This is a genomic window from Streptomyces sp. NPDC006332 (genome assembly GCF_040612855.1).
Taxonomy (GTDB): domain Bacteria; phylum Actinomycetota; class Actinomycetes; order Streptomycetales; family Streptomycetaceae; genus Streptomyces.
The window spans coordinates 1-19,645 of record NZ_JBEXRA010000081.1 but is presented as its reverse complement, the minus strand read 5'-3'; the positions used below and the strand labels follow the sequence as shown (position 1 = coordinate 19,645).

15 protein-coding genes and 1 pseudogene are annotated in these 19,645 nt (G+C 70.6%); 9 read left to right on the top strand and 7 right to left on the bottom strand.

Annotated features, from left to right (window positions below):
* Positions 1–135 precede the first annotated feature (135 nt).
* Genes whiA through uvrC form a run of 4 tightly spaced genes read right to left on the bottom strand, consistent with a single transcriptional unit; the run spans position 136 to position 5,298 of the window.
* Positions 136–1,125, bottom strand: coding sequence for a DNA-binding protein WhiA (gene whiA / locus ABZ027_RS40130; RefSeq protein WP_356777479.1), 990 nt, complete (start codon positions 1,123–1,125; stop codon positions 136–138).
* Positions 1,116–2,183, bottom strand: a complete 1,068-nt coding sequence (yvcK, locus tag ABZ027_RS40125; RefSeq protein WP_356777477.1) for a uridine diphosphate-N-acetylglucosamine-binding protein YvcK — start codon at positions 2,181–2,183, stop codon at positions 1,116–1,118. The genes whiA and yvcK overlap by 10 nt, the downstream gene beginning before the upstream one ends.
* Positions 2,180–3,232: an RNase adapter RapZ gene (rapZ, locus tag ABZ027_RS40120; RefSeq protein ID WP_356777475.1), complete on the bottom strand. Its 1,053-nt coding sequence runs from the start codon at positions 3,230–3,232 to the stop codon at positions 2,180–2,182. Before rapZ ends, yvcK begins: the two co-directional genes overlap by 4 nt.
* A complete protein-coding gene (uvrC, locus tag ABZ027_RS40115; RefSeq protein WP_356777473.1) occupies positions 3,229–5,298 on the bottom strand; it encodes an excinuclease ABC subunit UvrC in 2,070 nt (689 codons plus the stop codon). The genes rapZ and uvrC overlap by 4 nt, the downstream gene beginning before the upstream one ends.
* Before the next feature lie 932 nt (positions 5,299–6,230).
* On the opposite strand from uvrC, the gene ABZ027_RS40110 reads away from it, so the two are divergent.
* The 3 genes from ABZ027_RS40110 to ABZ027_RS40100 all read left to right on the top strand — a co-directional run bounded on the left by ABZ027_RS40110 (position 6,231) and on the right by ABZ027_RS40100 (position 9,290).
* The gene (locus tag ABZ027_RS40110; protein WP_356777471.1) at positions 6,231–7,187 is read left to right on the top strand and encodes a hypothetical protein; all 957 of its coding nucleotides are present in this window, start codon (positions 6,231–6,233) and stop codon (positions 7,185–7,187) included.
* A 139-nt stretch (positions 7,188–7,326) separates the two neighbouring features.
* Entirely contained in the window at positions 7,327–8,385 is a 1,059-nt protein-coding gene (locus tag ABZ027_RS40105; RefSeq protein ID WP_356777469.1) for a LacI family DNA-binding transcriptional regulator, read from the top strand.
* Entirely contained in the window at positions 8,382–9,290 is a 909-nt protein-coding gene (locus ABZ027_RS40100) for a carbohydrate kinase (RefSeq protein ID WP_356777467.1), read from the top strand. The genes ABZ027_RS40105 and ABZ027_RS40100 overlap by 4 nt, the downstream gene beginning before the upstream one ends.
* Before the next feature lie 440 nt (positions 9,291–9,730).
* On the opposite strand, the gene uvrA is transcribed toward ABZ027_RS40100, so the two are convergent.
* Positions 9,731–12,766 carry an excinuclease ABC subunit UvrA gene (uvrA, locus tag ABZ027_RS40095; protein WP_356777465.1) on the bottom strand — a complete coding sequence of 1,012 codons (3,036 nt, stop codon included), beginning with the start codon at positions 12,764–12,766 and terminating at the stop codon, positions 9,731–9,733.
* Between the two features lie 223 nt (positions 12,767–12,989).
* Between uvrA and ABZ027_RS40090 the strand changes: the two genes are divergently transcribed.
* The 5 genes from ABZ027_RS40090 (at position 12,990) to ABZ027_RS40070 (ending at position 17,324) form a co-directional block, all read left to right on the top strand.
* On the top strand, positions 12,990–13,679 hold the full coding sequence (locus ABZ027_RS40090) for a maleylpyruvate isomerase family mycothiol-dependent enzyme (RefSeq protein WP_356777463.1): 690 nt from the start codon (positions 12,990–12,992) through the stop codon (positions 13,677–13,679).
* Between the two features lie 46 nt (positions 13,680–13,725).
* Entirely contained in the window at positions 13,726–14,382 is a 657-nt protein-coding gene (locus ABZ027_RS40085) for an MBL fold metallo-hydrolase (RefSeq protein WP_356777461.1), read from the top strand.
* Positions 14,383–14,779: 397 nt separating this feature from the next.
* A complete protein-coding gene (locus ABZ027_RS40080) occupies positions 14,780–15,664 on the top strand; it encodes an ABC transporter substrate-binding protein (RefSeq protein ID WP_356777459.1) in 885 nt (294 codons plus the stop codon).
* Complete coding sequence (locus tag ABZ027_RS40075) at positions 15,661–16,575, top strand: amino acid ABC transporter permease (RefSeq protein WP_356777457.1); 915 nt, start codon at positions 15,661–15,663, stop codon at positions 16,573–16,575. The genes ABZ027_RS40080 and ABZ027_RS40075 overlap by 4 nt, the downstream gene beginning before the upstream one ends.
* Before the next feature lie 20 nt (positions 16,576–16,595).
* Positions 16,596–17,324, top strand: coding sequence for an amino acid ABC transporter ATP-binding protein (locus tag ABZ027_RS40070; protein WP_356777491.1), 729 nt, complete (start codon positions 16,596–16,598; stop codon positions 17,322–17,324).
* A 24-nt stretch (positions 17,325–17,348) separates the two neighbouring features.
* Here the strand turns inward: ABZ027_RS40070 and aroQ are convergent, their stop codons facing one another.
* Complete coding sequence (aroQ, locus tag ABZ027_RS40065; protein ID WP_356777455.1) at positions 17,349–17,819, bottom strand: type II 3-dehydroquinate dehydratase; 471 nt, start codon at positions 17,817–17,819, stop codon at positions 17,349–17,351.
* A 194-nt stretch (positions 17,820–18,013) separates the two neighbouring features.
* On the opposite strand from aroQ, the gene ABZ027_RS40060 reads away from it, so the two are divergent.
* Positions 18,014–19,318 carry an MFS transporter gene (locus ABZ027_RS40060; RefSeq protein WP_356777453.1) on the top strand — a complete coding sequence of 435 codons (1,305 nt, stop codon included), beginning with the start codon at positions 18,014–18,016 and terminating at the stop codon, positions 19,316–19,318.
* A 54-nt stretch (positions 19,319–19,372) separates the two neighbouring features.
* Here ABZ027_RS40060 and ABZ027_RS40055 read toward each other — a convergent pair.
* Positions 19,373–19,645, bottom strand: a pseudogene (locus ABZ027_RS40055) (TerC family protein); the annotation flags it as partial.

The following is a 19,645-nucleotide window of genomic DNA, read 5'->3' as shown; positions in this document are numbered from 1 at the left end:
GTGTGGGTTCGCCACAGCAGCGAACTGATGCCAGGCTCATGACAGTCCATGATCGAGTCAAGGGTGCCTCAACGACACGCGAACGCCGGTGTCGATCACCCAAGTGGGCGTCGGCACCGGCGTGTTGACCCGTGATCAGCCTACGAGGTTGTCGGCCAGCTCCTCGCTGAGGTTGGCCTCCGTGCCCGCGATGCCGAGGTCGGAGGCCCGCTTGTCGGCCATCGCCAGCAGGCGGCGGATACGGCCGGCCACGGCGTCCTTGGTCAGCGGCGGGTCGGCGAGCGCGCCCAGCTCCTCCAGGGAGGCCTGCTTGTGGTCCATGCGCAGCCGGCCGGCGGCGGCGAGGTGCTCGGGCACGTCGTCGGCGAGGATCTCCAGCGCGCGCTGCACCCGGGCACCGGCGGCGACGGCCGCGCGGGCCGAGCGGCGGAGGTTGGCGTCGTCGAAGTTGGCGAGACGGTTCGCCGTGGCGCGCACCTCGCGGCGCATCCGGCGCTCCTCCCAGGCCAGCACCGACTCGTGGGCACCGAGGCGGGTGAGCAGGGCGCCGATCGCGTCGCCGTCCCGGACCACCACGCGGTCCACTCCGCGCACCTCGCGGGCCTTGGCGGCGATCGACAGCCGGCGGGCAGCGCCGACCAGGGCGAGCGCGGCCTCCGGGCCGGGGCAGGTGACCTCCAGGGAGGAGGAGCGGCCTGGCTCGGTGAGCGATCCGTGCGCCAGGAACGCGCCACGCCAGGCCGCCTCCGCGTCACAGGTGGCCCCGGACACCACCTGCGGGGGCAGGCCCCGGATCGGACGGCCCCGGCCGTCGACCAGGCCGGTCTGCCGGGCCAGCTGATCACCGCCGGCGACAACCCGAACGACGTAACGCGAGCCCCGGCGCAGTCCGCCGGGGGCCATCACGATCAGCTCGGAGCTGTGGCCGAAGATCTCCAGGATGTCGCGCTTGAGGCGGCGGGCCGCCATCGCGGTGTCCAGCTCCGCCTCGATCACGATGCGCCCGCTCACCAGGTGGAGGCCGCCGGCGAACCGCAGAATGGCGGAGACCTCCGCCTTTCTGCAGCAGGTCCGGGTGACGGGGAGCCGGGAGATCTCATCCTTCACCGCTGCCGTCATCGCCATGGGCCGATCCTTCCATGCATCCGAAAAATACGGTCGTACGCGGCGGCCAGGAGCTCCGGGTCGTGCCTCGGAGTTCCGTCCGGCCGGGCCACCGGGGCCAGCTCGACCGCGGCACCGAACCGCTCGGCGGCCTCGATGAGCACATCGCGGTCGGGCACGGCGGCCTCGTCGGCCAGCACCACGTCCAGGGCGAGTTTAGGGGCGTGTCGGCCCAAAACCTCCAAATGACGCTGCGGGGAGAAGCCGTCGGTTTCTCCCGGTTGCGGGGCGAGGTTCAGGGAGAGCACCCGGCGCGCCTTCGTCTGCGTGAGCGCGTCGAGGAGCTCGGGCACGAGCAGGTGCGGGATGACCGAGGAGAACCAGGAGCCGGGGCCGAGGACCACCCAGTCCGCGTCGAGGACAGCGGCCACCGCCTCCGGCACCGCGGGCGGGTCGTTCGGCACCAGATGCACGGACTGCACCTCGCCGGGGGTGAGGGCGACGGTCGCCTGCCCCCGCACGGTGTCGATGTCCTCGGGCCGCTCCGGGTCGTGCCCCTTGACCAGGGCCTGGAGCTCCAGGGGTACGGCGGACATGGGCAGCACGCGCCCGTGTGCGCCCAGCAGCTTGCCGACCAGGTCGAGTGCCTGGACATGGTCGCCGAGCTGCTCCCACAGGGCGACGATCAGCAGGTTGCCGACCGCGTGTTCGTGCAGGTCGCCCTGGGACTGGAAGCGGTGCTGGATGACCCGGGCCCAGGTCTGGCCCCAGTCGTCGTCGCCGCACAGTGCGGCCAGCGCCTTGCGCAGGTCGCCGGGCGGGAGCACGCCCAGCTCGTCCCGCAGGCGCCCGCTGGAGCCGCCGTCGTCGGCCACGGTGACCACGGCGGTGAGGGCGCCGGTGATCCGGCGCAGTGCGGCGAGCGAGGCGGACAGGCCCATGCCTCCGCCGAGGGCGACCACCTTGGGCTGGGCACCGCGGCGGCGCGGTTTGGCGCCCCGGGCCTCGACGGGCTTGCTCGCGCGCCCCTCGGGGACGGCCCGGCGCAGTCGGCTCAGCCGCGGACTACGTTCCGTCATTCCCGTCCCATGTCCCGGTGCACGACCACCGTCTCCACGCCTTCGGCCACGAGCCGCGCGGCGAGCTTCTCCGAAGTGGCGACGGAGCGGTGCTTGCCGCCCGTGCAGCCGATGGCGATCGTCACGTACCGCTTGCCCTCGCGGCGGTAGCCGGCCGCGATGAGCCTCAGCAGTTCGGCGTACCGGTCGAGGAACTCCTTTGCGCCGGGCTGGTTGAAGACGTACGCGGAGACCTCCTCGTTGAGGCCGGTGAAGGGGCGCAGCTCCGGCACCCAGTGCGGGTTGGGCAGGAAGCGCATGTCCGCGACCAGGTCGGCGTCGACCGGGAGGCCGTACTTGAAGCCGAAGGACATGACGGTGGCCCGCAGTTCGGGCTCCTCCTCTCCGGCGAACTGGGCGTCCATCTTGGCGCGCAGTTCGTGCACGTTGAGGCTGGAGGTGTCGATCACCAGGTCGGCGTCGCCGCGCAGCTCGCGCAGCAGCTCGCGCTCGGCGGCGATGCCGTCGACGATCCGGCCGTCGCCCTGGAGGGGGTGCGGGCGGCGCACCGACTCGAAGCGGCGCACCAGGGCGTCGTCGGAGGACTCCAGGAAGACGATCCGCCGGGTGACCTGCCTGCCGTCCAGGTCGGCGAGGGATTCGCGGAGGTTGTCGAAGAAGCGCCGTCCGCGGACGTCGACGACGACCGCGATCCGCGCCACGTTGCCCTGCGAGCGGGCGCCGAGCTCCACCATGGTGGGGATCAGCGCGGGCGGCAGGTTGTCGACGACGAACCAGCCGAGGTCCTCCAGACACTTGGCCGCGGTCGAGCGGCCGGCCCCGGACATGCCGGAGATGATCACCAGCTCGGGGTTGGCCGCGTCGGGGACCCCGGGTGTTTCGATGGCCGTACTCACGTGTGCTCCGTCTTCGTGGCGCTCTTCGTCCCGCGCGTCCTGCTGTACGTTCTGCCGGGCGTCCTGCGTGGTGTCCCGCTGTGCGGGATCCTCGCCCGTTTCCCTGTGCGTGCGATCTCGTGGTGCTGTGGCCTGCTCTTCGTGCTCCGTCATGTCTCCTGCCCCCGTCGTTCGTCCGGGGCGCCCGCGGGCACGGGCTCCCCAGGGGCATCCGCCGTCGTCTCGGGTGCCCCGTCCTCGTCGTCTTCCATGATCTCGCCGGTCGCCGTGTTGACGGCGGGTGCGGCCGGGGCCGCCCGGACGAGGGCCGCGGCGATGCTCTCGGCCGTTTTTCGGCCTATGCCGGGTACCTCGCAGATCTGGTCGACTGTCGCGGACCGCAACCTCTTCACCGAGCCGAAATGCTTGATCAGTGCCTGCTTGCGAGTCTCGCCGAGGCCCGGTACGTCGTCCAGGGGGCTCGACCTGAAGCGCTTGGCGCGCTTGGTGCGCTGATAGGTGATCGCGAAGCGGTGGGCCTCGTCGCGGACCCGTTGCAGCAGATAGAGGCCTTCGCTGGTGCGGGGCAGCACCACCGGGTCGCCCTCGTCGGGCACCCAGACCTCCTCCAGGCGCTTGGCCAGGCCGCACACCGCGATGTCGTCGATGCCGAGTTCGTCCAGAGCTCTCTTGGCGGCTGCCACCTGGGGCTGTCCGCCGTCGACGACGACCAGCTGGGGCGGGTAGGCGAAGCGCTTGGGGCGGCCGTCCTCCTCGGTGAGGCCGTTGCCCGGCCGGTCGGCGTCGGGATTTTCGTCGTCGGCCCACTCTCCCGTCCGCTCCTTCTCGGCGAGATAGCGCCGGAAGCGGCGGGTGATCACCTCGTGCATGGAGCGGACGTCGTCCTGGCCCTCGAAGCCCTTGATCTGGAAACGGCGGTACTCGCTCTTGCGCTGGAGGCCGTCCTCGAAGACGACCATGGACGCCACCACGTCGTCGCCCTGGAGGTGCGAGATGTCGTAGCACTCGATCCTCAGCGGGGCGCTGTCCAGGTCGAGGGCCTCGGCGATCTCCTCCAGGGCACGCGAGCGCGTGGTCAGGTCGGAGGCGCGCTTGGTCTTGTGCAGGCCGAGTGCCTGGAGCGCGTTGCGCTGCACCGTCTCCATCAGGGCCTTCTTGTCACCGCGCTGCGGGATGCGCAAGGACACACCGGAGCCGCGGCGCTCGGTGAGCCATTCCTGGACGGGCTCCACCGGATCGGGCAGGGCCGGGACGAGGACCTCCTTGGGGACCGCGTCGCCCTTCTCCTCGCCGTAGAGCTGCTGGAGAGCGTGTTCGACGAGGGCACCGGTGGTGACCTCCTCGACCTTGTCGGTGACCCAGCCGCGCTGGCCGCGCACCCGTCCGCCGCGTACGTGGAAGATCTGCACGGCCGCTTCCAGCTCGTCCTCGGCGACCGCGATCAGGTCCGCGTCGGTCGCGTCGGCGAGCACGACCGCGCTCTTCTCCATGGCCTTCTTCAGTGCCTCGATGTCGTCGCGCAGACGGCCCGCCCGCTCGTACTCCAGGTCCTCGGCCGCCTCCGTCATCTGCTTCTCCAGGCGGCGCAGGTACGTGCCCGTGCGCCCTGCCATGAAGTCGCAGAACTCCTCGGCGAGTTCCCGGTGTTCCTCGGCGGAGACGCGTTCCACACAGGGCGCGGAGCACTTTCCGATGTAGCCGAGCAGGCAGGGGCGGCCGGTGCGGGCGGCGTTCTTGAAGACGCCGGCCGAGCACGTGCGGACGGGGAAGACCCGCAGCAGGAGGTCCACGGTGTCGCGGATCGCCCAGGCGTGTCCGTACGGCCCGAAGTAGCGCACGCCCTTCTTCTTGTGACCCCGCATCACCTGCACCCGCGGGAACTCCTCGTTCATCGTCACCGCGAGGTACGGGTAGCTCTTGTCGTCGCGGTACTTGACGTTGAACCGGGGGTCGTACTCCTTGATCCAGGAGTACTCCAGCTGCAGCGCCTCGACTTCCGTGGACACCACCGTCCACTCCACGGACGCGGCCGTGGTGACCATGGTGCGGGTGCGGGGGTGCAGGCCCGCCAGGTCCTGGAAGTAGTTCGCCAGGCGCTGGCGCAGGCTTTTCGCCTTTCCGACGTAGATCACCCGGCGGTGCTCGTCACGGAACCTGTACACCCCGGGAGAGTCGGGGATCTGTCCCGGCTTGGGGCGGTAGCTGGAGGGGTCGGCCATGTCTCACACCCTACTGGCGAGGACCGACAGCGCGGCGGCCCTGTGGACGACGCGGGGCCAGTCTGCAGGGCGACGAGAGCAGGATCAGCCAGGATGCCGCCATGACCGTCCGTCTCTGCGGTGCCCTCGAAGCCCACCGGCGGCGGGGCCCGCACCTGAGGACTCCAGACCGGGCGCGAGGGAGGGTCGAGTCTGGGCGGATACAAAGGGATCAGCCGCTCCGGACGGGGCGGCGGTCACCGGTCGAAGGGCTGCGAAATGCGGCGGACACGGATCGAGAAGCGAAGGCGGCCCGCTCGTACCGGCCGCGCCACGGACGACCGGACCACGGACGGCGTGGCCCCGCTGCACGATCTGCTCGACCCGCGCGACCCCGACATCGTGCGCGCCAAGCGCGCATCGCGGGATCAAGGCGGTGGCCCCCGCCCGTAAGGCAGCGTCCGCCCACTGGGCGATGGTCCCCGCCCCAGAGCCGGACGGACACTTCTCCGCCCGATCCCGACCGCCCGGAGCGTACGCGACGTCACCGAGCCCAGGCTCCCCCTCCTGGACGCTCCCCCGCGTACGCCCCGGGCGGTCGTATGTCCGCTCCCGGCCCCGCGCGGCGGCAGCCCTACGGTCAGCCTGTGCCTCGGCCCGACGGGGCTGCTGACGTCCGATCTGCCGCCCAAGCCCGCCCCGCCCCTGCCGATGACGCGCCGGCGATCAGGGACGCGCCGGCCCTCGACAGGTGAGCGCGAACTCGGCCAGGAGTTCATCGCTGTTGGACTTCAGGTGTTGTCGGGACCAGGTCAACACGCTTCAATGCGGGGGAACTCGGGGCCCTGAACGACGGCGTACGGATGTGCAGACCCCCGACGCCGGCGCGGTGGCCCCGGCACCTCCCTCGAACGGTCTGACCAGCCGTTGCACCCTCACAGAAAGGCCCCTGCATGCCGCACGCCACACAGCACGGGGACGTCGTCACCATCGCCACCGCGGAACTGGACTCGGCCCTGCGCGGCGGCCCCTTCCACGTGGCGCTGCGCGCCGCGATCGCCGCCCGCGGACTGCCGCTGCAGCGCGTGCAGCACCATCTGTCACGTCACGGGGTCAAGGTCGGTGTCACCAGCCTGAGTTACTGGCAGCAGGGCGCCCGGCGCCCCCAGCGCCCGGAGTCGCTGCGGGCGGTACGCGCGCTGGAGGAGATCCTCCAGTTGCCGGAAGAGTCACTGATCCGACTGCTCGCCCGCGCGGACGACGACTCAGGGGCGCAGCGGTCCGCGGCCCGCTCCTACCGCTCCCTGGTGGCGGCATCGGACGTGCTGGAACGGTTGCTGGCCGAACTGGGCTCGCCGCTCGAAGGCGGACTGCACACTCTCGGACACCACGAACGGGTACGGATCGGGGCCCGCCGCGAGCTGGCCGGGCGCGAGTCCCACCACATCGTGCGCGCCCACCGGGACGGCGTCGACCGTTTCATGGCCGTCCACCAGGGCGACCCGGGGTGCGCGCCGGAGCGCACGACCGTCCAGGCCCTGGAGAACTGCCGCACCGGACGGGTCCGTTCACACCACGACACCGGTGTGCTGGTGGCGGAACTGCTCTTCGACACCCGACTGCGGGCCGGCGACACGTACCTCTTCCGCTACGGCGTCGAGGACGGCACGGGGGGCGTGTCGCGCGAGTACGTCCGCGGATTCGGGGCCGCGGGCGGCCAGTACGCACTCCAGGTGCGGTTCGACGAGAACGCCCTGCCGGTGCGCTGCCACCGGTTCACCCAGCACTCGGCGGCGGCGCCCCGCAGTGGCCGCCAGGAACTCGCCCTCACCGGGCGACACCGTTCGGTACACCTTGTGGAGCCGCGGGTGCGGTCGGGGATCGTGGGGATCGCCTGGGACTGGGAGTGAGTGTTTCCCTCCCGCGGGAGGATGGGTGTCTGGTCACGGCGTAAACGCTTGCGCAAGCGTTTACGTCAGTCGGGGAATGGGATACGTTCCGACCGGAAGCCCGCACGCCCGCGCCATTCGACAGAAGGGAGGGGCGCCCATGCCGACCATGGCCGACGTCGCACGCAGTGCCGGCGTGTCCGTGGCGACCGTCTCGCATGTGCTCAACGAGACCCGGCCGGTGCTGCCCCGTACCCGCCAGGCCGTGCTGGACGCCATCGACGAGCTCGGCTACACGCCCAACACGCTCGCCCGCTCCCTGGTGACCTCCCGTACCCGGTCCATCGGGCTCGCGGTGTCCGCGATCAGCAATCCGTACTTCGCGGACATCCTCCAGGGCGTCGAGGCCGGCGCCCTGGAGCACGGTTACAGCCTGTTTCTCGCCGATCCGCACGACGATCCCGTCCACGAGCGCAAGGTCGTCCAGCTCCTGCACGAGCGGCGGGTGGACGGCATGATCGTCGCGCCCTCCGCGGATCCCCGTGAGCTCGTCTCCTACCTGGAGCGTCGCGACGTACCGACCGTGTTCCTGGACCGAGTCGTCGACTCCCCCGGGGACGGCACCCCGCGCTTCGACCAGGTCTGCGCCGACAGCGCCGCACCGACGGCAGACCTGGTCGCCCACCTCGCCGGGCTCGGCCACCGGCGGATCGCCCTGGTCGCGGGCCGGCCCGGACTGAGCACGACCCGTGAGCGGATCCACGGATACCGGTCGGGCCTCGCCGCCGCCGGGCTCCCCTACGACGAACGTCTGGTGGTGCACGGCGACTCCGAGTCGGCCGGAGGTCAACGGGCCACCGAGACGCTGCTGTCCCTCGCCGTGCCGCCCACCGCACTCGTCACCGCCAACAACGTGATGACCCTGGGCGCCCTGCGGGCCCTGGGCGAACGGGGCCTGTCCGTACCCGAGGACATGGCGCTGTGCTGCTTCGACGACTTCGACTGGGCCGATCTGTTCACTCCACGGCTCACCGCGGTCGCCCAACCCGGCAAGGAGATCGGCGCCCAAGCGGTCCGGTTGCTCCTCGAACGCCTCGCCGTACCGGACCGGGCCGCCCGGACCGTACGGCTGACCTGCACCTTCGTCCACCGCACCTCGTGCGGCTGCCCCGGCGAGCCGGAGCGGTCCGCGCAGCCCGAGAAAGGATCCGTTCCGTGATCGTCGTCGCCGGTGAGGCCCTGATCGACCTGGTACCGCAAGGCACGGGTGCCCTCGCGGGCCTTCAGCCGGCGCTCGGCGGGGGCCCCTACAACACGGCCGTGGCCCTCGGCCGTCTCGGCTCCCGCACCTCCTTCTGCTCCCGCGTCTCGCGCGACGCCTTCGGTGAGGCCCTGGTGGACCGGCTGCGGCGTGAAGGGGTGGACGTTTCCGCGGTGCAGCGCGGCACCGAGCCGACCACCCTCGCCGTCGCCACGATCGACGCGCACGGTTCGGCCGCTTACTCCTTCTACGTCGACGGCACCGCCGACCGGCTGTTCACGGCTCCCGCGGGACTGCCCGAGGGGACGCGGGCGGTGTCGTTCGGTACCTGCTCGCTGGTCCTGGAGCCGGGGGCGAGCGCCTACGAGGAGCTGCTGCGGACCGCGGCCGCGCAGGGCGTGTTCACCGCGCTGGACCCGAACATCCGGGCCGGGCTGATCCCCGACGCGGACGCGTATCGGGCCCGGTTCAAGAGCTGGCTGCCGTCGGTGTCGCTGCTCAAGCTCTCCGAGGAGGACGCGCTGTGGCTGGGCGGCACCCCTCAGGAGTGGCTGGCCGCCGGGCCCTCGGCCGTCGTGATCACCCAGGGCGGGGACGGGCTGACCGTCTTCACCCGGGACGGTTCGGTGCACGCCGTGCCGGGCGAGAAGGTCGACGTCGTGGACACGATCGGCGCGGGCGACACCGTCAACGCGGCTCTGCTGCACGGTCTTTCCGCACAGGACGCGCTCTCTTCGGAGGCCCTGGCCGGCCTCGGCGCCGACGGCTGGACGCGGCTCCTGCGGTTCGCGGCCCGCGCGGCATCGATCACCTGCTCCCGCGCGGGGGCGGAGCCGCCGTACGCCCATGAGCTGGACGTCTGACAGGGGCGGGTGACAGAGGCGGTGACAGGGGCGGGGGTTGCGAGGGCTGACCGTGACGGGTGATCGCGGGGGGGCGACTGCAGTGGTCGGCCGACGACGCGTGAGCCGGGGCAGCGCTCGGTGACGGCTGATCCAGGCTGCTGACGGACGGCCGCTGCCGCCGTGGACGGCACCCGCTGGACGATCCAGGGCAGCCGGACCGTCCATGGTGACCGGATAGCCCGTGCGCCCTGGTCTCGCCCGCGCGTCCCAAGCCCGTGCACGCCCGGGTCGCGCGGTCCGGGTCGCTCAGTCAGCTCGCTCGGTCCGCGTCGCCCGTTCGTCCGGCTCACGCCTGGCGGGCCTGGGGTGCGCGAAGAGCCTGGGTTGCCCGGGCCCAGGCCGTGCGGGCCCAGGCGCAGGCGGTGGATGCCCCGGCCCAGGCCGTGTGTACCTCGGGCTCAGGCCTTGCGGGCCCGGGTCGTCTTCCCCGCCGGTGCCGCCTTCTTCGTGGCCGCGGCTGCCTTCTTCGTGGCCGTGTTGTTGGCGGTTCCCGTCTTGGCCGTCGCTGTCTTCTTCGCGGTCGACCTGGCCGCGACCGTCTTCTTGGCCGCCGTACGGCGCGGAGCGGGCACCGACGCCCCGTCGCTGATCCGGTCGGCGCCCAGGATCTCCCGCAGGAACTTGCCCGTGTGGCTGGCCGGGATTCCGGCGACCTGCTCCGGCGTGCCCTCGGCGACGACCAGACCGCCGCCGGCGCCGCCCTCGGGGCCCATGTCGACGACCCAGTCGGCGGTCTTGATCACATCGAGGTTGTGCTCGATGACGATGACCGTGTTGCCCTTGTCGACCAGGCCCGACAGAACCGTCAGCAGCTTGCTGATGTCCTCGAAGTGCAGACCCGTGGTCGGCTCGTCCAGGACGTAGACCGTGCGGCCGGTGGAGCGCTTCTGCAGCTCGCTGGCGAGCTTGACGCGCTGCGCCTCACCGCCGGACAGCGTGGTCGCCGCCTGGCCGAGACGGACGTAGCCGAGACCGACGTCCTTGAGCGTGTTGAGGTGGCGGGCGATCGAGGGCACGGCCTCGAAGAACGCCGTCGCCTCCTCGATGGGCATGTTCAGGACTTCGGCGATGGACTTGCCCTTGTAGTGGACCTCCAGGGTCTCCCGGTTGTACCGGGCCCCGTGGCAGACCTCGCACGGGACGTACACGTCCGGGAGGAAGTTCATCTCGATCTTGATGGTGCCGTCGCCCGCGCAGTTCTCGCAGCGGCCGCCCTTGACGTTGAAGGAGAAGCGGCCGGGCAGGTAACCGCGGACCTTCGCCTCGGTCGTCTCGGCGAACAGCTTGCGGATGTGGTCGAAGACACCGGTGTACGTCGCCGGGTTGGACCGCGGGGTGCGGCCGATGGGCGACTGGTCGACGTGGACGACCTTGTCGACGAGGTCGTCGCCGTCCACCCGGGTGTGCCGCCCCGGGACGCTCCTGGCTCCGTTGAGTTCGCGGGCCAGGTGGGTGTAGAGGATGTCGTTGACCAGCGTGGACTTGCCGGAGCCCGACACGCCCGTGACCGCTGTGAAGACGCCCAGCGGGAAGGACACGTCGATGTCCTGGAGGTTGTTCTCCCGGGCGCCGTGCACCGTGAGCTGCCGGGACGGGTCGAGGGGACGCCGGATGTCGGGCAACGGGATGGACTTCTTGCCGGACAGGTACTGACCGGTCTGCGACTCCGCGTTGGCCAGGAGCCCCTTCAGGGAGCCGCTGTGCACGACCTTGCCGCCGTGCTCGCCGGCGCCGGGGCCGATGTCCACGACCCAGTCCGCGACCTTGATGGTGTCCTCGTCGTGCTCGACGACGATGAGCGTGTTGCCCATGTCGCGCAGCCGGACCAGGGTCTCGATGAGCCGGTGGTTGTCGCGCTGGTGCAGACCGATGGACGGCTCGTCGAGGACGTACAGGACACCGACCAGGCCGGAGCCGATCTGGGTGGCCAGGCGGATGCGCTGGGCCTCGCCGCCGGAGAGGGTGCCGGCCGCGCGGTTGAGCGAGAGGTAGTCCAGGCCGACGTCGACCAGGAACCTCAGTCGTTCGTTGACCTCCTTCAGGACGCGCTCGGCGATCTTCTTGTCGCGGGCGTTCAGTTTCAGCTCGCCAAGGAAGTCCGCGCAGTCGCTGATGGACATCGCGGAGACCTCAGCGATCGACTTCTCCATGACCGTGACGGCGAGGACGATCGGCTTGAGGCGCGTGCCCTCACAGGTCGGGCAGGGCACCTCGCGCATGTAGCCCTCGAAGCGCTCCCGGCTCGCGTCGCTCTCGGCCTCGCTGTGCCGGCGCTTGACGAAGGGGACGGCACCTTCGAAGGGCGTGGTGTAGACCCGCTCGCGCCCGTAACGGTTGCGGTAGCGGACCTCGATCTGGGTCTTGTGACCGTGCAGCAGGGCCTTCCTGGCGCGCTGCGGCAGGCCCGCGAAGGGGATGTCCGTGCGGAAGCCCAGCGCGTCCGCGAGAGCGCCGATCAGCCGGCCGAAGTAGTCCTTGGTGTGGCCGTGCGACCAGGGGTGGATGGCGCCCTCGTCGAGCGACTTGTCCTCGTCCGGGACGATCAGCTCGGGGTCGACCTCCATGCGGGTGCCGATGCCGGTGCAGTCGGGGCACGCGCCGAAGGGCGAGTTGAAGGAGAAGGAGCGGGGCTCCAGTTCCTCGAAGGACAGGTCGTCGTACGCGCAGTAGAGGTGCTCCGAGAACATGCGCTCGCGCTCGGGGTCGTCCTCCGGGAGGTCGACGAAGTCGAGCACGACCATGCCGCCGGACAGGCCGAGGGCCGTCTCCACGGAGTCGGTGAGGCGGCGCTTGGCGGAGTCCTTCACCGTGAGACGGTCGATGACCACCTCGATGGTGTGCTTCTCCTGCTTCTTCAGGGTGGGCGGGTTGGAGAGCTGGACGGTCTCGCCGTCCACCCGCGCGCGACTGTACCCCTTGGTCTGGAGGTCCGCGAAGAGATCGACGAACTCGCCCTTGCGCTCCCGCACCAGCGGGGACAGCACCTGGAAGCGGCTCCCCTCCGGCAGCTCCAGGACCCTGTCGACGATGGCCTGCGGCGACTGGCGCGAGATCGGGCGGCCGCACTCGGGACAGTGCGGCTTGCCGATGCGGGCGAAGAGCAGCCGCAGGTAGTCGTAGACCTCGGTGATGGTGCCGACCGTCGAGCGCGGGTTGCGCGAGGTCGACTTCTGGTCGATGGAAACCGCGGGCGACAGGCCCTCGATGAAGTCGACGTCGGGCTTGTCCATCTGGCCGAGGAACTGGCGGGCGTACGAGGAGAGCGACTCCACGTAGCGCCGCTGGCCCTCGGCGAAGATGGTGTCGAAGGCCAGGGAGGACTTGCCCGACCCGGACAGGCCCGTGAAGACGATGAGCGAGTCGCGAGGCAGGTCGAGCGAGACGTTCTTCAGGTTGTGCTCGCGCGCGCCACGGACGATGAGACGGTCGGCCACGCCGGTCCGCACCTTTCTTGAGAGAAGTGACAGGGGCGGGGCCCCCGTGCTTTCTCAGACTAGGGGGAGCCACTGACAACGCCGGTCGGATTCCTGGATGCATAACAATCCCCGGACATCCAGCATGCCCGACGCCGCACCCGACCCTATAGCACGCACATTCGATTTCCGGCTCTCGTTCACCAGCTTCACCCAAAGGTGTGGCGGAAGTACTGTCAGGGCCATGATTGATCACGCTCATGACCTGGCGTCTGTACGTGACGCGACGCATCGGCTGCTCACCGCAGTCGCCGAACTGGACAACGCGCTGGTGTCCGAGCCGTCACGGCTGCCCGGCTGGAGCCGCGGCCATGTCCTGGCCCACCTCGCCCGCAACGCGGACGCTCTGGTGAACGTCCTGGAGGGGCGCCCGATGTACGCGTCCGCGGACGCCAGGGACGCCGACATCGAGCGGGACGCCTCACGCCCGCTCGACGTGCACCTCACCGACCTGCGGGACAGCGCGGCCCGTTTCCAGGAGACGGGGGCCGCTCCCGCGGACTGGTCGCGCACGGTCGAGCTCCGCAACGGGGTCACCGACTCGGCCTCCCGGGTGCCGTTCCGGCGCTGGATCGAGGTGGAGCTGCACCATGTGGACCTCGGCGTCGGGTACGAGCTGGAGGACCTCCCGGAGGAGTTCGTGGAGCGGGAGACGGGCTTCCTCGCGGAGCGGTTCGCGGGGCACCCAGAGGTGCCGCCGACGCACCTGACGGACGGCACGCGCGCGTGGAGCACGGGCCGCCGGGACACCACCTCGCCCGAGGTCACCGTCACCGGGCCCGCCCCCGACCTGCTCGGCTGGCTCTGCGGCCGGCGCGACGGCGGCGGACTGACCGTGACCGGCGGCTCGCTTCCGGCGCTCCCCCCGCTCTAAAGCCGCGGCAGGCTCCGGGCCGCCGCACCGCTATAGGCTGACCGCCATGACGTACAGCGGACAGGTGACGGTCGGCGGCCCGGCGGATGTACACGAACTCAAGGACCTGATGATCACCAAGATCGCGGTGGGTCCGATGGACAACAACGCCTATCTGCTGCGCTGCCGAACCACGGACGAGCAACTGCTGATCGACGCGGCCAACGACGCGGACACGCTGCTCGGCATGATCGGAGACGACGGCATCGCGTCCGTGGTCACCACGCACCAGCACGGCGACCACTGGCAGGCACTCGCCGACGTCGTCGCGGCCACCCGCGCGCGTACCTTCGCCGGCCGCGAGGACGCCGACGGCATCCCGGTGCCGACCGACGTCCTGGTCGACGACGGCGACATCGTCCGCGTGGGGCGCGTGGAGCTCACCGCGCGCCATCTGGTCGGCCACACGCCCGGGTCGATCGCCCTGGTGTACGACGACCCGCACGGGCATCCCCATGTGTTCACCGGGGACTGTCTCTTCCCCGGCGGTGTGGGCAACACCCGTAAGGATCCGAAGGCGTTCGCCAGTCTGATCCATGACGTCGAGACGAAGATCTTCGACGCCCTCCCGGACGAGACCTGGGTCTATCCGGGCCACGGCAACGACACCTCCCTGGGCGCCGAGCGACCGCATCTGCCGGAGTGGCACGCGCGCGGGTGGTGAGCACGAAGGTGCTGAGCAAGGTGCCGCGTATGCGGGTGCCGCATGTGAAGTGGCGGCTCATCAAGGTGCCGCGTACGGGGTGGTGAACTCGTCGCACGGGCGCCGGGCGGGACGGCAAGGCGCCCCGCGTACGCGCCCCGTGTGAAACGTTCACACGCGCCGGTGTCACGCGCGCGCTCCCGGCGCACTTGGTTGCGCAGTCAACTGGTAGCAGCCCCGCGCAGGGTGACGGCTCCCGCGCGGTACGGGCCGCCGGTCTTTCGATCCCCGCCCTCGACCGGCGGCCCCGGCGCCTGTTTCATCACGGGTTCACATGAACGCAACACCCGTTCCCACTATGCGGGCATTTCCTGCCGTGACCTCGACAAACGGGACGGTCGACTGCCAATCTCCGGCCATGCACCTTGCCTCGCGCGCGCTGCGCCGCGCCGTCGCCGTCGCGACCACAGCCCTGCTCGCCACCGCCGTCGGCTGCGCTCCGCAGCCGGAGGAGAAGGCCGCCGACGCGCCTTCCGGGGCGAACGGGGCCACCTGCGCCAAGGGCGAACTGGCCACCAAGACGTCGGGCAAGCTGACCGTCGCCACCGACGAGCCCGCGTACGAGCCCTGGTTCCAGGACGACAAGCCGGCCGGCGGCAAGGGCTTCGAGTCGGCGGTCGCGTTCGCCGTGGCGAAACAGCTGGGCTACGACAAGGATGCCGTGGTCTGGCAGAGCGTGCCCTTCAACAAGGCCTTCGCGCCCGGTGAGAAGACGTTCGACTTCGACATCAACCAGGTGTCGATCAGCGACGAGCGCAAGAAGGCCGTCGACTTCTCGTCCGGGTACTACGACGTCCGCCAGGCCGTCATCGCGCTGAAGGGCACCAAGGCCGCGAAGGCGACGAGCATCGCGGACCTGAAGGGACTCAAGCTGGGCGCCCAGGTCGGCACCACCAGCCTCGACTACATCGACGACGTGGTGAAGCCGAACCAGGACGCGGCGGTGTACGCCAAGAACGACCAGGCCAAGTCCGCACTGAAGAACGGCCAGGTCGACGCCATCGTCACCGACCTGCCCACCGCGTTCTACATCACCGCCGCGGAGGTGACGGACGCGAAGATCGTGGGCCAGTTCGAGAACCAGGGCGGCACGCCGGAACAGTTCGGGCTGGTACTCGACAAGGGCAGCGCGCTCACGTCGTGCGTGACGGACGCCGTGGACACCCTGCGCGAGAACGGCACGCTGGCGAAGCTGGAACAGCGGTGGCTGTCCGACGCCGTCGACGCCCCGGTGCTCAAGTGACGGTCACGAAGGAGGAGTCCGGCCAGGAGGACGCGGACGGCAAGGACGGCGCGACCGGCGACGAGGGGTACGCCCCGTCACAACGGCGGATCGAACGCGAGGCCTACCAGCGCGCCCGGTCCCGCCGCGCCACGGCCGTCGCCGCGCTCTCGACCCTGGCGACCGGTGTCGTCCTCTATCTGGTCGTCGTCAACGCGCCCGGCTGGTCGCGCACCAAGGAGACGTTCTTCGACGGGCGGTACGCGCGCGAGGCGCTGCCCAAGGTCCTCGACGGGCTGTGGCTCAACGTCCGGCTGCTGCTGATCTGTGGCGTGGCGGTGCTGGTCCTCGGGATGCTCATCGCCATCGCCCGCACCCTGCGCGGCCCGGTGTTCTTCCCGTTGCGGGTGCTGGCCGCCGCCTACACCGACTTCTTCCGCGGTCTGCCGCTCATCATCAACCTGATGATCGTGGTCCTCGGCGTCCCCGCGCTGCGTCTGCAGGGCGTGACCGTCGATCCGGTGCTGCTGGGCGGCACCGCCCTCACGCTGACGTACTCGGCGTACGTGGCCGAGGTGTTCCGCGCCGGCATCGAGTCCGTCCATCCCTCGCAGCGCGCGGCGGCCCGCTCGCTGGGCCTGTCCAACCGGCAGGCACTGCGGTACGTCGTGCTGCCGCAGGCGGTGCGCCGTCAGGTGCCGCCCCTGCTGAACGACCTGGTGTCCCTCCAGAAGGACACCGGGCTGGTGTCGATCGGCGGCGCGGTCGACGCCGTTCGGGCCGCGGACATCATCGTGGGCCGCAGCCTCAACTACACGCCGTACATCGTCGCGGGTCTGGTCTTCGTGGCGCTGACGATCCCGATGACCCGGTTCACGGACTGGGTGACGGCGCGGATGGACCGCCGCCGAGCCCAGGGAGGAACGCTGTGAGCGACACACCCGTGCTGCGCATGCAGTCCGTCCGCAAGACCTTCGGCGACACGGTCGTGCTGCGGGACGTCGACCTGGAGGTGGCCGCGCACACGGTGACCGCGCTGATCGGCGCCTCCGGCTCCGGCAAGTCCACGCTGCTGCGGTGCGCGAACCTCCTGGAGGAGATCGACGACGGCGCGATCTGGCTGGACGAGGAGGAGATCACCGACCCACGTGCCGACCAGGACGCGGTGCGCCGCCGTATCGGCGTGGTCTTCCAGGCCTACAACCTCTTCCCGCACATGACGGTCCTGGAGAACATCACGCTGGCTCCGCGCCGCGTGCACGGCGTGTCCCGCACCGAGGCCGAGGCCCGCGCGCGTGAACTGCTCGACCGGCTCGGGCTGGGCGGCAAGGCCGGTGAGTATCCGGACCGGTTGAGCGGGGGTCAGCAGCAGCGGGCGGCGATCGTGCGTGCCCTGGCCGTACGTCCCCGGCTGCTGCTGCTCGACGAGATCACCGCAGCGCTCGACCCGGAGCTGGTGGGCGAGGTCCTGACCGTCGTCCGTGACCTGAAGGACGACGGCATGACCATGGTGCTCGCCACCCACGAGATGAGCTTCGCCCGCGAGGTCGCCGACCAGGTCTGCTTCCTGGACTCGGGAGTGGTGCTGGAACGAGGCAGCGCCGAGCAGATTTTCGGCGATCCGCAGCAGGAGCGAACCCGGCGCTTCCTGCGGCGGATCGTGGAAGCGGGCCGGCTGTGAGGGGCCCGCTGCGTACGTAAGCGTCTACGCGTCGTGCCCCGCCCTCACCAGCGCCGCGACCCGCTCGACGCCGAACACGTACCCCTGCACCCCGCATCCCGCGATGACACCGTCGGCACGCTGCGAGACGTACGAGTGGTGCCGGAACGACTCACGCTGATGGACGTTGGAGATGTGGACCTCCAACACCGGCAGTCCGTCACAGGTGTTGAGTGCGTCCAGAATCGCGACCGATGTGTGCGAGTAGGCCGCCGGGTTGATCACGATCCCGCAGTGGTTGAGCCGTGCCTCGTGGATCCAGTCGACCAACTCCCCCTCATGGTTGGACTGCCGGAAGTCCACCGTGCCGCCGTGTGCGGCCGCCGCCTCGGCGCACCGGGCCTCGACGTCGGCGAGTGTGTCGGAGCCGTAGATCTCCGGCTGGCGCTGGCCGAGCAGGTTCAGGTTGGGGCCGTTGAGGATCATGATCGGGGCGTTGGCCAGGGTGCGGGGCACGGTTCCTCCGGTCCGTCGGGGCGGGGCGGTCCGTCGAGGACCACTGCTCGGACACGGTCTATCACGGTGCGCGGGGGTGACCTGTCCGCGCCCTCGCCGCAGGACCACACCGGCGCATCACCGTCACCTCCTCACGCACTCCGCGCCTCCACGCGCCCCCGTAACCCTCGATCACTGTGGGTAGTTGACCCGGCATGCACGACGTACGCTCCGTAAAGGCCCCCTCCATGCTGCGGCTGGCGACCGCTTCGCTCGCCGGGACGGCCATCGAGTTCTACGACTTCTTCGTCTACGGGACGGCGGCGGCGCTGATCCTGGGACCGCTGTTCTTCCCGACCTTCTCGCCGCTGGCGGGGACACTGGCCGCCTTCGGAACCTTCGGCGTGGGGTTCCTGGCAAGACCGCTGGGTTCGGTGGTGTTCGGGCACATCGGGGACCGGCACGGGCGCCGCCCGGTGCTGGTCGCCTCGCTGCTGCTGACCGGCGTCTCCACGGTCGCGGTCGGCTGCGTGCCGACGTACCACACGATCGGTGTGGCCGCTCCGGTGCTGCTGCTGGTGCTGCGCTTTCTGCAGGGGCTCGGGCTCGGCGGGGAGTGGGGCGGGGCCGTGCTGCTGACCGCGGAGCACGCCCCCGCCGAGCGGCGCGGCCTCTGGTCGAGCTTTCCGCAGGTCGGTCCCGCGTTGGGGTTCCTGCTCGCCAACGGTGTGGTGCTGGCACTGTCGGCGACGCTGACCGAGACACAGTTCGCCCAGTGGGGCTGGCGGGTGCCGTTCTGGGCGGCCGGGCTGCTGGCCTCGGTGGGGCTGTGGCTGCGGTCGTCCATCGCCGAGAGCCCCCATTTCCTCGACATCGACGATCACGCGCGCGTGCCGCTCGCCGAGGTGGTGCGCGACCACTGGCGACTGGTCCTGCTGACCGCCGGTGCGCTCGCGGTCGGGTACGCGATCTTCTACGCCGTCACGACATGGTCCCTCGCCTACGGGACGGAACGGCTCGGGGTGAGCCGTACCGTCATGCTGACCTGCATCATGGCCGCGGTGCTGGTGAAGGGCGCGCTCACGCCGGTGGTGGCGCTGCTCGGCGACCGGTACGGGCGCCGGCCCCTGTGCCTGGCCGGGTGTGCGGCCGCCGCCGGGTGGATGTTTCCCATGGTCGCGCTCCTCGCCACCGGTGAGCCGTTGCTGATGTTCCTCGGTTTCCTCGGGGCGATGCTCGCGTTCATCACGATGTTCGCGGTGATCGCCGCGTATCTGCCGGAGTTGTACGAGCCCCGGGTTCGCTGCACGGGCGCCGCGGTGGGCTACAACCTCGGTGGGGTCGTGGGCGGCGCGCTCACACCGATCGTGGCGACCGCGTTGGTCGAACAGGGCGGCCGGGTGCCGTGGGGCGTGGGCGCGTATCTGACGGCGGTCGCGCTGCTGAGTCTGGGCTGTTTCGCGCTGCTGCCGGAGACGCGGCCGGTGCCCTTGGTGGCGCACCGACCGGTCATGGATTGATCGCCGGCTGCAGGTACGTGGCGAACAGCGCCGGATTCCTCCGGCCTGACGGGGTCAGGCCTCGATGCTGTCCTTCGGGGCGCCTTCGGTCTGCGCCTTCGCCGCCTCGACCGCCGCCTGCTTCTTGGACGCCCTCAGGCTGGTGATCGTGGTGATGATCAGGACGGCGCAGATCACGCCGAGGGAGACCGGGATGCTGATCTCCGGGACGTGGACCCCGGACTCGTGCAGCGCGTGCAGGACCAGCTTGACGCCGATGAACCCGAGGATGATCGACAACCCGTAGCTGAGGTGGACCAGCTTTTTCAGCAGCCCGCCGATGAGGAA

Bases quoted from the DNA above. Each gene is read 5' to 3' on its own strand.
- ABZ027_RS40085 (WP_356777461.1), top strand. From the start codon at position 13,726: ATGACGTACAGCGGACAGGTGACGGTCGGCGGCCCGGCGGATGTACAC.
- ABZ027_RS40080 (WP_356777459.1), top strand. From the start codon at position 14,780: ATGCACCTTGCCTCGCGCGCGCTGCGCCGCGCCGTCGCCGTCGCGACC.
- ABZ027_RS40105 (WP_356777469.1), top strand. From the start codon at position 7,327: ATGCCGACCATGGCCGACGTCGCACGCAGTGCCGGCGTGTCCGTGGCG.
- ABZ027_RS40090 (WP_356777463.1), top strand. From the start codon at position 12,990: ATGATTGATCACGCTCATGACCTGGCGTCTGTACGTGACGCGACGCAT.
- ABZ027_RS40110 (WP_356777471.1), top strand. From the start codon at position 6,231: ATGCCGCACGCCACACAGCACGGGGACGTCGTCACCATCGCCACCGCG.
- rapZ (WP_356777475.1), bottom strand. From the start codon at position 3,232: ATGACGGAGCACGAAGAGCAGGCCACAGCACCACGAGATCGCACGCAC.
- uvrC (WP_356777473.1), bottom strand. From the start codon at position 5,298: ATGGCCGACCCCTCCAGCTACCGCCCCAAGCCGGGACAGATCCCCGAC.
- yvcK (WP_356777477.1), bottom strand. From the start codon at position 2,183: ATGACGGAACGTAGTCCGCGGCTGAGCCGACTGCGCCGGGCCGTCCCC.
- whiA (WP_356777479.1), bottom strand. From the start codon at position 1,125: ATGGCGATGACGGCAGCGGTGAAGGATGAGATCTCCCGGCTCCCCGTC.
- ABZ027_RS40060 (WP_356777453.1), top strand. From the start codon at position 18,014: ATGCACGACGTACGCTCCGTAAAGGCCCCCTCCATGCTGCGGCTGGCG.
- ABZ027_RS40070 (WP_356777491.1), top strand. From the start codon at position 16,596: ATGCAGTCCGTCCGCAAGACCTTCGGCGACACGGTCGTGCTGCGGGAC.